Origin of the sequence: Pseudomonas sp. F9001 (assembly GCF_013385435.1) — a bacterium.
GTDB lineage: Bacteria > Pseudomonadota > Gammaproteobacteria > Pseudomonadales > Pseudomonadaceae > Aquipseudomonas.
Genome location: NZ_JACAPX010000029.1, coordinates 98,082 through 110,738 on the forward strand (window position 1 = coordinate 98,082; position 12,657 = coordinate 110,738).

9 protein-coding genes are annotated in these 12,657 nt (G+C 62.7%); 7 read left to right on the plus strand and 2 right to left on the minus strand.

Annotated features, from left to right (window positions below; genetic code table 11):
• Window positions 1-3: 3 nt before the first annotated feature.
• Together HX818_RS24480 and HX818_RS24485 are read right to left on the minus strand one after the other, a co-directional pair.
• On the minus strand, window positions 4-744 hold the full coding sequence (locus tag HX818_RS24480; protein ID WP_008431768.1) for an SDR family NAD(P)-dependent oxidoreductase: 741 nt from the start codon (window positions 742-744) through the stop codon (window positions 4-6).
• 92 nt (window positions 745-836) lie between these two features.
• On the minus strand, window positions 837-2,987 hold the full coding sequence (locus tag HX818_RS24485; protein WP_008431769.1) for a TonB-dependent receptor: 2,151 nt from the start codon (window positions 2,985-2,987) through the stop codon (window positions 837-839).
• Window positions 2,988-3,420: 433 nt separating this feature from the next.
• On the opposite strand from HX818_RS24485, the gene HX818_RS24490 reads away from it, so the two are divergent.
• From HX818_RS24490 to HX818_RS24520, 7 genes are read left to right on the plus strand one after another with little or no spacing between them, the layout of a single operon-like run.
• Window positions 3,421-5,124, plus strand: a complete 1,704-nt coding sequence (locus HX818_RS24490; protein ID WP_177020896.1) for an ABC transporter substrate-binding protein — start codon at window positions 3,421-3,423, stop codon at window positions 5,122-5,124.
• A complete protein-coding gene (locus HX818_RS24495; RefSeq protein ID WP_177020897.1) occupies window positions 5,121-6,053 on the plus strand; it encodes an ABC transporter permease in 933 nt (310 codons plus the stop codon). The genes HX818_RS24490 and HX818_RS24495 overlap by 4 nt, the downstream gene beginning before the upstream one ends.
• A gap of 23 nt (window positions 6,054-6,076) precedes the next feature.
• Complete coding sequence (locus HX818_RS24500; protein WP_003219924.1) at window positions 6,077-7,330, plus strand: acyl-CoA dehydrogenase family protein; 1,254 nt, start codon at window positions 6,077-6,079, stop codon at window positions 7,328-7,330.
• Window positions 7,331-7,362: 32 nt separating this feature from the next.
• Window positions 7,363-8,415 (plus strand): NADP(H)-dependent aldo-keto reductase, encoded by a 1,053-nt coding sequence (locus HX818_RS24505; protein WP_177020898.1) that lies wholly within the window; start codon window positions 7,363-7,365, stop codon window positions 8,413-8,415.
• Window positions 8,416-8,430: 15 nt separating this feature from the next.
• A complete protein-coding gene (locus tag HX818_RS24510; protein ID WP_003219920.1) occupies window positions 8,431-9,294 on the plus strand; it encodes an ABC transporter permease in 864 nt (287 codons plus the stop codon).
• Window positions 9,291-10,949 carry an ABC transporter ATP-binding protein gene (locus HX818_RS24515; protein WP_177020899.1) on the plus strand — a complete coding sequence of 553 codons (1,659 nt, stop codon included), beginning with the start codon at window positions 9,291-9,293 and terminating at the stop codon, window positions 10,947-10,949. The genes HX818_RS24510 and HX818_RS24515 overlap by 4 nt, the downstream gene beginning before the upstream one ends.
• A 37-nt stretch (window positions 10,950-10,986) precedes the next feature.
• Entirely contained in the window at window positions 10,987-12,387 is a 1,401-nt protein-coding gene (locus tag HX818_RS24520; RefSeq protein ID WP_102368598.1) for an LLM class flavin-dependent oxidoreductase, read from the plus strand.
• Window positions 12,388-12,657 lie beyond the last annotated feature (270 nt).

A 12,657-nucleotide genomic window follows, 5' to 3' on the forward strand; every position in this document is an offset into this window, starting at 1 on the left:
TTTTCAGAAGGGTTCCTTGAAGGGCCGCAGGTCCAGTTCCTGGGTCCAGGCGCTGCGCGGTTGGGTGTGCAGGTACCAATAGGCGTCGGCGATGTCTTCGAGTTTCAGCGCACCGTCTTCCCCCAGTCGCGCCAGGTAATCCGGGGCACGGCTTTGCACGCGCTCACCGTCGATGGCGCCATCGATGACCACATGGGCGACGTGCACGTTTTGTGGCCCGAACTCGCGGGCAAATGACTGGCTCAGTGAGCGCAGTCCCGCCTTCGCGGCAGCAAAGGCGGCGAACGGTGGCTTGCCTCGCAATGAAGCGGTAGCCCCGGTGAACAATAGGCTGCCGCCACCACTGGCGAGCAGCAAGCGGGTGGCCTCGCGGGCAAACAGGAAGCCACCCAGGGTCGATGCCCGCCAGGTCTGCTCGAACAACTGCGCGCTCAACTCCAGGGTCGGCGCTGCGACGGAGTTGCCGACATTGAAGATCGCGGCCTTGAGGGGGCCCAACTGGCTGATCTGCTGGCTGGCGGCGATCACCTCGGACTCGATTCCCGAGTCCGCCACGATAGCCACCGCTTCCCCGCCGAGCGCACGGATGCCCTCGACCACAGCCTGCAACTTGTCCGGGCTCCTGCCGCTGACGGCCACCTGCAAACCCTCCCGCGCGAAGCGTCGCGCCAGCGCCGCTCCCAGGCCGGCCACGGCACCTACACCGGCAATCCACACCACAGGCTCGGATCGAGACTCAGACATTAGCCACTTCCTCAATGAGATACGTGGCTAACAATTTACCCATCGCCGGGCGTGAGGAATAAGAACATCGACAGCTAAGGTTATGCGCTGACTCAATAGCGCATTTCCACCGCCACATAAGCCCCAATCCCATCCCCTGGATACAACGACGCCGTATCCTGCCCCTTCGCGTCATACAACGGCTGCACCGCCGTCACGTATTTCTGATTGGTCAGGTTCTTCAAATCCAGCGACACCTTCCAGTCCTTGCTCGGCGTTTCATACCCCACGTTCGCCCCGAAGATTGTGTAGGAGGGCGCATAGAAGCTGTTCGCATAGTCCACCGCCGTACGCGAAGCCGATTGCACATTCACCCCGGTATAGAAGCCCGCCGGGTGCTGATACTGCACTTCGCCCTGATAGATATGCTTCGGAATCCCCGGCAGTTGGTTGTCGCCGAAGGTCGGGTCGTGGCGGTAGTAGAAGTCGTTATAGGTATACACCTGGCGCAGGGTGATTTTTTCACCCGAGGTGTTTTCCCACAGGCGTGTATTCAAGCCGGCCTCGATCCCTTGGTGGATCGTCGGCGTGGCGTTGAATGCACCGGTGACCGCAGCAGCCGTGGAGGTGGCCGGGATGATCTGTACGTTGAGCAATTCATTTTTCACCCACGAGCGGTAGAGCGCCAGGCTGCCGTCGAAGATGCCCGATGAACCCTTGATCCCGACTTCCACGGTATTGGCTTTCTGTTCCACCAGCGGCCGTACGTACGGCGTGGTCGGCCCGGAGCCGGAGTATTCCCAGGACGCCGGTGGATCGACGGAGCGGCTGACGTTGGCAAACACTTGCAGTTGTGGGTTGAACTCGTAACGCACGCCCACTCGCGGTGCCAGGCTCCAGTTGTCGTAGGTCACATCGCTCGGGTAGGTGGTGGTGTTGGCCACCAGGGCTTCCTTGACGTCGGCATGGCGGCGCACGTTGATCGCCGAGACGCCGCTGGTCAGCCACAAGCCGTCCACCAGTTCCAGGTCGTTGCCCACGGAGAACACGTGATCGAACGAGGAGCTGTAGTCGACGAACTTGCGCGTCTGTTTGTTGGCGAAGGTGGAGTCGACCTGGCCCTTGAGGTGCTCGGTGGAGGTGAAGGCCAGGCTGGAGCGGCTTTCGTGGCCGAACAGGGTGTCGCGGCGGTCGTAGTTGATCACCGCGCTCAGGTCATGCCAGTCCCAGTAGCTGGGGTTGCTCGGGCTGTTCGGGCTGTTGTTGTGGGCGTACTGGTAGTAGACGAAACCCACCGACAGGGTGGCGTCGTCCTCAAAGGTGTAGGTGGTCTTGCTGCCCAGCCATACGCTGCCGGGGCGACGGCTGCCGGCGCCACTGCTTTCGGCGGTGGCACTGGCACGGTCGGAATGGTGCTTGACCGCATCCAGGGTGGTGGCGCTCGGGTCGTTGTGGAACTCGTCGCGGTAACGCAGCATCACCCGGGTTTCGAGTTGCGGGCTGAAGCGGTAGCCAAAGTTGGCCACTACGCCCTGGCTTTTCGACAGGCTGTAGTCGCGGTAACCGTCGCTGCGGTAGTTGTCGGCATTCAGGTAGTAATCGAACGCACCCTCGACGCCGCCGACGCTCAGGCTTTGCTTGTTGTAGCCGTAGCTCCCGGTTTCCGCCCGCACCCGCAGCCCGGGTGCGGTGTAGCCGGTCTGGTTGACGAAGTTGATGGCGCCGCCAAGACTCAGTGCGCCGTACTGGAAGGCGTTGGCACCCCGCAGGATTTCGGTGTAGTTCACCCCCGAGCCGTTGAGGAATTCATAGGGTGTGCCGCCCGGGCCGGTGATCGGCAGGCCGTCGAACAGGAACTTGATGCCCTCACGGAAATACCCCGGCGAGGTGTTGGCGCCCGAGCCACGGATGGAGATCTTGGCCGCGTCGTTGCCGCCGGTGGACTGCACGAACACCCCCGGCTGATAGGCGAGGGTGTCCTGCAAGGTGGCGGTGCGTCCCTTGGCCACCTGTTCGCTGTCGACCACGCTGGTGCCGCCTGGCACTTCGGACAGCTGACTTTTGGCTGCCTCAACGGGCGTGATTTTTTGTGCCTCTACTGTCACCGTCTTTAGCCGTGTTCCGGTCGTCGGTGTGACCTCATCATCTGCCTGCACACTGGCGGAAAAAACCAGGGCTGAGCCCAGCCCCACCATCGCCAGCCAAGTTGCTTGCCGCACGGCAAGTGTCAACTTTTGCAACTCTCCCCGAAAGATTGGATCCATTAAGCGTGTTCCTTGTGAATAGATAAAAGAGTCCCAGCTTTCTATTCGAATAGTCATGCCTGTTTCGCTCTGAGCAGTTTCTATGCCAAGACTATTGGCCAAGGATTACGGGCGCTTAGTTAAGGTTAAGTGTTCTGCGGGATACTTTGTTTTGAATCGGTGTTTGATTCTCAACAGTCAACTTTAATGCCTGGGATTACCGCAGCTGTCGCGAACGCAACAGTTGATAAGCAGTGTGTAAGGCTACCAACAATCCCGGGGTGTATAACGGGTATAACCATATAAGTGTTTGGCAGTGTTCGCAGCGTTTTACAAGGGTTTTGCGCCGGTTTCATGGTCAATATGGCGTTTCTTGAAGACTGGCATGCTCACTGCATTACATCCCGTAATTGCAAACTTTCAGTGTTCATCGAGTTCCTCTAAGGAAGTGTCATTGACAACCATCCTGAAACTTTCGGCGGTTATTTCACTGTGCCTGGCAGTCAATGCCTGCTCACCGGCTGCGGCACCGAAACATGAAACGTCTGCGGCTGATGGCACGGTCACCAACGGTGTAGTGACTTATTCGGCGACGGACTTTCATGAGTCGTCACCGGGGCGCAGTGGCGGAACTTTGCGCGTCTCAGCCGCCTCCGACGCCGGCAGTTTCGATGTTCATGCACTGTCTAACGGCAACATCCAGTGGATGGGCCGGATTCTCTTCGATTGCCTGGTGTACCAGGACGAGCAGGGCAATATCAGCCCGTGGCTGGCCCGCTCCTGGGACATCTCCGACGACGGCAAGACCTACACCTTTCACCTGCGCGACGACGTGACCTTCAGCGACGGCGAGAAATTCAATGCCCAGGCGCTGCAAACCAACCTGGAACACATGCGCGACCCGGCGACCAAGTCCCCACTGGCCGCGGCCTATATCGCGCCGTACCTGGATGGCAAGGTCATCGACGACTACACCTTCGAAGCCCATTTGCGCGAACCCTATACGCCTTTCCTGGATGTGCTGGCGCAGTCCTGGCTGAGCATGATCTCCCCCAGGCAGATTCGCGAGGCGCCCAAGACCATCGCCGAGCACCCCATCGGCAGCGGGCCGTTTACGTTGCAGAGCTACACCCGTGACCAGGGCGCGGTGTTCATCAAGCGCCCCGGCTATAACTGGGCGCCACCGGTGACGCGCCACGCGGGCGAGGCCTACCTGGACCGTATCGAACTGAGCTACGTCCCCGAAGCCATGATCCGCTTCACGGCGCTAGAGTCCGGCCAGTCGGATTTCGCGCTTGATGCACCGGCCCAGAATGCCGCCGCCATCCGCGCCAACCCCGACCTGGTGATGCGCAGCCGGATTCGCAAGGGCAACCCGAGCCGTGGCATCGTGTTCAACGTCGAGCAGGCGCCATTCGACGACGTGCGAGTACGTCGCGCCGTGGCCAAAGCCGTCGACCGCGAAGGATTGGCGTGGATTTCCGGCTTCGGCGAATACATCGCCAAAGCCGATTTCCTGGCGGCGAATACCCGGTTTTATCAACCCAACAAAGAGGCCCTGGCCTACGACGTCAAGGCGGCCAATACCTTGCTCGATGATGCCGGTTGGACAGGGCGCGACGCCCAGGGCTATCGGACCAAGGCCGGGCAGCGCCTGAAGGCGACCTTGTTGGCCTATAGCAGCCCGGCCTTTCCCGGCAGCGTTTCGGTGGCCATCCAGGCCGACCTGAAAAAAGTCGGCTTTGAGATGACCGTCGAGATGCTGCCGCTGACCCGGGTGATCGAGAGGCGCTATGCCGGTAAGTTCCAGGCGATGGCGGACGGTTACTGGCACACCAACACACCCGACGGCATGTTCGTGCTTTATCACAGCGAGTCCATCAGCACCGATAAAAGGATCGGCCAGAACGTTGGACGCTTCCGTGATGCCGAACTGGATCGCGTGCTCAGCGCCGCTCGCCAATCCCGCGATCCGGTTGAGTTGCAGGCGCTCTATGGCGAGGCACAAAAGCGCCTGACCGAAACCGTGCCGTCGGTGCCTTCGGTGGAAGCCCAGGTACTCACCGCCTATGGTCGACAAGTCCAGGGCGTGATTTTCGATACCTCCCACAACGTACCGTTCTTCACCAGCATCTGGCTGGACCGGGGGCAACCATGAGCCTGTTCAAATCCATCGCCTGGCGCCTGCTGGCGGGCATTGGCGTGCTGTGGGGCGCGGCGACGCTGACGTTCCTCGCGGTCAATTTCAGCGGCGGTGACACGGCGCTGGCAATCCTCGGCGGGCCGGATTCGATGCCCACCCCGGAGCTGCTGGCCCGGGTACGTGCCGAGTACGGCCTGGACCAACCCCTGATAGTGCAATACGGCAATTACCTGGTGCGCCTGGCCCATGGCGACCTGGGCGAGTCCTATCGCTTGCGCATCCCGGTGCAGCAGGCGATTGCCGAGCAGATCGGTGCAACCATTCAACTGTCCCTGAGCGCGGCGTTGCTGGCGGTGGTATTGGCCCTGGTGTGCGCGATCCTCACCGCCAACCGTTCGCGTTGGGTGCGTTCAGCCGTTTCAGGCAGCGAGCTGGTGCTGTCTTCAGCACCTTCGTTTGTGATCGGCATGCTGTTGTTGCTGGTGTTTTCGTTTCATTGGCACTGGTTGCCGCCCTCCGGTTCCGTTGGCTGGCGCTCATTGATCCTGCCCTCGATCGCGCTGTCGTTGCCGGTGGCGGCAGTGCTGACCCAGCTGCTGCGCCAGTCCCTGGAAGACACCCTCGAACAACCCTTTATTGCCATGGCCCGTGCCCGTGGCTTGTCCGAAACCGCTGTGCGCCTGCGTCATGCCTTGCGCCATGCGCTGGTGTCGTTGGTGACCCTGGCCGGGTTCGTGTTCGCCAGCCTGCTGGGCGGCGCGGTGGTGGTGGAATTGCTGTTTGCACGCCAGGGCATCGGGCGCTTGATGCTCGATGCCACCAGCAACAAAGACGTGCCGGTGGTGCTGGGCGTGACCTTGCTGGCCGCCACCGTCTATGTGCTGGTGAACCTGGCCGTCGATTTGATCAACCGCTGGATTGACCCTCGGACCAACCAAGCGTGAGTGCCTTTGAAGAAGGAAAAACCATGAGTGCTTCGATCCCCGCTGAAGTGAGTTATGCCGACTTGCACCAGCGTTTCGCTGACGTATTTGCCCGGATAGCCGACACCGCCGTCGCCCGCGAGCAGCAACGCGAGCTGGCCCATGACGCGGTGGCATGGCTGCGCGAGGCCGGCTTTGGCGCACTGCGTGTGCCGCAGGCCTTGGGCGGCCTGGGTGCAAGCCTGCCGCAGTTGTTTCGCCTGTTGATTGAACTGGGAGAGGCCGATTCAAACTTGCCGCAGATCGTGCGCGCGCATTTCGGTTTCGTCGAAGGCCGGCTTTCCAGTCGCGACAGCGCTTCCCAGGATTACTGGTTCGCCAAAGTCGTCGACGGCGAGTTGTGGGGCGCCGCGATGGCCGAGCGCACCGACACCACCCGCAACTCGGTGACCCTCAGCGCGGTCGACTCCGGCTGGCAGCTGGACGGCGAGAAGTACTACTGCACCGGCACGCTGTACGCCAACTGGATCGCCGCCGTGGCCCTGGATGGCGAAGATTTTGTCAGCCTGGCGGTACGCACCGACGCGCCGGGTGTCACCGTCGAAGATGACTGGGACGGCTTTGGCCAGCGACTCACCGGTAGCGGCACTACCCGCTTCAAGGCGGTGAACGTACCGGAGCAGCACATTGTGCGGCGCTTCAAGAAAGACGAACTGCGCGCCGAGTCCTACCTGAGCGCTTTCTACCAGTTGTTCCACCTGGCGACCCTGGCCGGCATCGCCAACGCCGTGCTGCGTGACGCCACCGAATTCGTCAAGGGCCGCACCCGCGCGTTTGGTGTGCCGGGGCAATCGAGCCCCAAGGATGACCCGCTGGTGCAGCGGGTGATTGGCCGCTTGTCGAGCCTGGCCTATGCCGCACGCACCCAGGTGCTGGCCGTCGCCGAGGTGCTGCAGGACGTGCACGAAGCGGAGCAGGGCGGGCACGCAACCGAACAGCATTACACCGAGGCCGAGATTCGCGCTTTTCAGGCGCAACAGATCGTGCTGGAACAGGTACTGGAAGCCACCACGCTGCTGTTCGAAGTCGGCGGCGCCTCCGCCACCAGCGAGTCGCGTCGCTTCGACCGGCATTGGCGCAACGCGCGAACCCTGGCCTCCCACAACCCGGCGATCTTTCGCGAACGGGCACTGGGCAACTACTACCTCAATGACGTCACCCCGAACGCCGCCTGGCGCAGCCTGCAAGCCGCCGATGCCGAGCAGCAGGCCGCCCGCGACGAAGCGAGTGCGGTATGAGCCATCAACCCTTGAAGAAAAAAGGATCACCCATGCGTTACCGCCAACTGGGCAACAGCGACATCCAAGTCAGCGTGCTGGGCCTCGGCACCATGACCTGGGGCCACCAGAACACCGAAAACGATGCCCATCAACAGATCGACCTGGCACTGGCCGAAGGTATCAATTTCATCGACACCGCCGAGATGTACCCCACGCCCACCAAGGCTGAAACCTGGCGCACCACCGAGCGTTACATCGGCAGCTGGCTGGCGGCCAGTGGTCGACGTGACGAGGTGATCCTGGCCAGCAAAATCGCCGGCCCGGCCCGTGACCCCAGTAGCCAGCAGCACATCCGCGACGGCCTCAGCCGCCACGACCGGCGCAACATCGTCCAAGCCCTCGACGGCAGCCTCAAACGCCTGAACACCGACTACCTCGACCTGTACCAACTGCACTGGCCCGACCGCACCACCAACATCTTCGGCCAGCGCGAATACCCGTATCAGGCAGACACCCAGAGCGTCGCCATCGAGGAAACCCTGGCGGTGCTGGCCGATCAGGTCAAGGCCGGCAAGGTGCGCCACATCGGGGTTTCCAATGAAACCCCGTGGGGCGTCGCCGAGTTTCTCAAGCAAAGCGAACGCCTCGGCCTGCCGCGCATTGCCAGCGTGCAAAACCCCTACAGCCTGCTTAACCGCCTGTACGAAGGCGGCCTCTCGGAGTTCACCCATCGCGAAGGCGTCGGGCTGCTGGCGTACTCGCCGCTGGCCTTCGGTACGCTCACCGGCAAGTACCTCGGCGGCGCACGGCCCGAGGGCTCGCGGCTGTCGGCGGTGTACCGCACTTTCAATCGCTACGACAGTGCCTCGGCCCAGGAGGCCATCACCGGCTACGTGGAGATTGCCCGGCAACATGGCCTCACCCCGGCCCAACTGGCCCTGGCCTTCATCATCGACAAACCCTTCGTCACCAGCGCACTGACCGGGCAAACCAGCCTGGCGCAATTGCGCGACAACCTCGGCGCGCTGGACGTGACTCTTGGCGATGAGATCAAGGCGCAGATCCAGGCCATCCACCAGCGCATCCCCAACCCCGCGCCCTAGCACCAGGAGCCTGGCATGACGCAAACCATTGAAACGTTGATCGGCAATCGCCCGTTGCGTCTTGTCGGGTTTACCCAACTGCGGCCGGGTCTGTTGCTCGCCGGGGTATTTGTCGGGCTGTTGCTGTTGGCCGCCGTTGTTCCGCAATGGCTGGCCCCGTATGACCCGTTGGAGGCGTCGGCGCGCATGGCGTTCCAGGCGCCGAGCAATGTGCATTGGCTGGGCACTGATGAGAACGGGCGCGATGTGCTCAGCCGATTGATTTATGGCGTGCGTTCGTCGCTGTTCATGGGCCTCGCCGCCACTGCGCTGGGACTGGCCTGGGGCACCTTGCTCGGCTTGATCGCAGGCCTTGGGCCGCGCTGGCTGGACGGCGCCTTGATGCGCGGGATCGACGTGCTGCTGTCCTTTCCCGACCTGTTGCTGGCGCTGGTGATCATCACGTTTTTCGGCCAGGGCACGGCCAATCTGATTCTCGCGATAGGCATCGCTGGCGTGCCGCGTTATGCGCGCCTGGTGCGGGCGCAAACCCTCAGCGTACGCAATGCCGGCTACGTCGAATCCGCCGTCACCCTCGGCCAATCGCAGCTGGCGGTGGTGCTGCGGCACATCCTGCCCAATGCGTTCAAGCCCGTGTTGATCCTCGCCACCATCGGCATCGGCGGCGCGATCACTGCCGGTGCCGCCTTGAGTTTCCTCGGCTTCGGCGCACCGCCGCCTGCGCCGGAGTGGGGCGGGATGATGTCCATCGGGCGCAGCTTCCTGGCCAATGCGCCGTGGCTGGTGGCCTGGCCCGCCCTGATCATCACCCTGACCGTTGTTTCCATCAGTGCCATCGGCCGCGAACTCTTGCGCCGCAGCGAAGGAAAGCCTCTATGACGATGAACATCCATACCCTCGGCCCGCTGGTCGATATCCGCGACCTGACAGTACGTTTCGGCCAGGCCGAGCCGGTGTTGCACGGTGTCAGTCTGCAGTTGAACCGGGGCGAATGCCTGGCGCTGGTGGGGGAGTCGGGGTCCGGCAAAAGCGTCACCGCCCGCACCCTGGCTGGCCTCACCGGCAAGGACGCCCATGTCCAGGCTGCCAAGCTGGCCTTCCAGGGCGTCGACCTGCGCCAGCTCAACGAGCGGGCCTGGCAGCAACTGCGCGGCGCGAGCATCGGCTTTGTGATGCAGGACGCGTTGGGCGCGCTGGACCCGCTGCGCCGCGTCGGTGCCGAGATCGAAGAACCGTTGCACCTGCACACCGCATTGGGCCTGGAAGCGCGCCGCCTGCGGGTGCTGGAACTGCTGCGGGATGTCGGTGTGCCGGAACCGGAACTGCGCGCCAGCCAATACCCCTGGCAACTTTCCGGCGGCTTGCGCCAGCGGGCGCTGATCGCCTCGGCGATTGCCTGCAATCCGCGGCTGATCATTGCCGATGAACCCACCACCGCACTGGATGCCACGGTGCAGGCCCAGGTCATCGCCCTGCTGGAGAGCCTGCGCGGTGAAGACAATGCACTGCTGATGGTCAGCCACGACCTGTCGGTGGTCTCGCGCCTGGCCGATCGCGTGGCCGTGATGCGCCACGGGGTGATCGTGGAGGAGGGCAGCACCGAACAGGTCCTGCAAGACCCGCGTCATCCGTATACCCAACTGCTGCTGCGGGCCGCCAAGGCCGTGCACTTCCAGCCTACGCGCCGGTTGCTCACGGCGGTGGAGCCCGAGCCGGCGCCCCAGGGCGAAATACTGCTTGAAGCACGCGAGCTGTCCAAAACCTTTATCGGCCCCGACGGCAAAACCCGCACGGTGCTGAACCAGGTGTCGCTACAGCTGCGTCGCGGCGAGACGCTGGGGGTGGTGGGCGAATCGGGTTGCGGCAAGACCACCTTGACCCGGCTGATACTCGGCCTGGAAACCGCCGATGCCGGCGAGGTGTGGATCAAGGGCCAGCGCTGGTCCGACCTCGACGCCAGGCAAAAACGCGAAGCCCGGCGTGCGGTGCAAGTGGTGTTCCAGGACCCGCTCAGCTCCTTCGACCCACGCTACACCGTGCAGCGTGTGCTGTTCGAAGCGCTGGTGGTGGCTGGCGTACCGCGTCATGCCCGGCGCGACCGTGCCCTGGAACTGCTGGAACTGGTACGCCTTGATGCCAGCGCCTTGTCGCGCCGGCCGATCGAACTTTCCGGTGGCCAGCGCCAGCGCATCGCGATTGCCCGAGCGTTGGCGTCCGAGCCGCAGATCCTGATCTGCGATGAACCGGTGTCGGCGCTCGACGTGTCGGTACAGGCACAGATTCTCGAACTGCTCGACGACCTTAAGCGCCGCCTCGGCCTGGCCTGCCTGTTCATTTCCCATGACCTCGGCGTGATCAACCACGTCAGTGAGCGCGTGCTGGTGATGAAGGCCGGTGAAGTGGTGGAGTCCGGCTCGGCACGCGCGGTGTTCGACCGTCCGGCCCATGCCTATACCCGCGCGCTGATCGATGCGATTCCGACCCTTGAAACCGACTACACGCCGATCCCGTTCTACCTGAATGTCGCGATCTGACGTATTGGAAAACGTATCTACGAAAGGAGTGCTCCTGGTGCCCAAGCAACTGCACGTGAATTTGTTTGAGATGAACTGCGTCAGCCACATCGTCCATGGTTTGTGGGTGCACCCGGACAACAACCGGCACCGTTTCAACGACCTGGACTATTGGACCGAGCTGGCGCAGCTGCTGGAATACGGCACCTTTGACGGCGTGTTCCTGGCCGATGTGATTGGCACCTATGACCGCTTTCGCGACGGCCCCGAGACCTCGCTGCGTGAGGGCATGCAGATTCCCAGCAACGACCCGCTGCTGGTGATTCCGGCGATGGCCGGGGTGACCAAGAACCTGGGTTTCGGCGCGACCTTTTCCACCACCTACGAACCGCCGTTCGCCTTTGCGCGGCGCATGAGTACCCTCGATCACCTGACCAAGGGGCGGGTGGGCTGGAACATCGTCACCTCGTATTTGCCGAATGCGGCGCGCAACTTCGGGCACGACACTGAGGTGGTTCACGATCACCGCTACGAGATCGCCGATGAATACCTCGACGTGCTGTACAAGCTTTGGGAAGGTTCCTGGGACGATGACGCGGTGATTGTCGACCGTGAGCGTCGGATCTACACCGATCCGGACAAGGTGCGCTATATCAACCACGTGGGGGAGCACTTCAAGGTTGCCGGCCCACACTTGTGCCAGCCTTCGCGGCAGCGTACGCCGGTGTTGTTTCAGGCTACGGGGTCACCGGCCGGGATCGAGTTTGCCGGGCGGCATGCCGAAGTGGTGTTTACCGGTGGTAATGATGCGCCGGCGGTGCGGGCGAATATCCAGGCGATGCGGCAGAAGGCGGTTGAGCATGATCGCGATCCGGCGGGGTTGAAGTTTATTGTGATGGCGGGGGTGATCGTTGGGCGGACGGATGAGGAGGTGAGTGCCAAGCTCGACAGTTATCGCAAGTTGGTGAGTGTCGAGGCGTCGCTGGCTCACGGGCAGTCGGCGATTGATTTGACGGCGTATCCGCGGGATACGTTGATCAGTGATCTGGTGAGTCGGCAGGTCAAGGGGTGGGAGAGTTTGAGCCGGTACAAGGCGGACTCCACTGTTGGGGCGGTATTGGCGCAGTTGGGCGGGTTTAATCGCGAGCGGTTTTTTGTCGCGGGTACGCCGACGGTGGTGGCGGACGCGATTGAGAAATGGCTGGATGAGGATGGGATCGACGGGATTAACCTGAGGCAGTATTTGTCGTTTGAGACGGCGCGGGACTTTATTGAATTGGTGGTGCCGGAGTTGCGTCGTCGGGGGCGGTTTCGTGAGCGGTACAACGAGGGGGAGACGTTGCGGGAGCGGTTGTTTGGGGCTGGGCGGGCGCGGTTGCCGGGGGACCACTTTGGGGCGCGTTATCGGGATCCGGCGGCGTTGCTTCAGGCTGCTTTGCCGTTGCGGTTTCCGGCGTGAGTTGAGAGTACATATCCGTTATTTAGGTAACGGCGGCCTATGGTTTCGCTCTTACAGCGAGTCACTTTGCAAAAGCGGCAAAGTAACCAAAGCGCTCTGCCCCGCCTGTCGGCGCCTCGCTGTGGCTCGGCGTTCCCTCACTCCGGCATTACTCCGCGGGCCGCCGCGACGGGCCATCCATGGCCCGGCGCGGCTAAACCGGCGTCCTGCCGGTTTACCCGCTCCGCAATACCTGCGTTCGGCCTCGGGCTTATTGGGGCAGTCAGATCA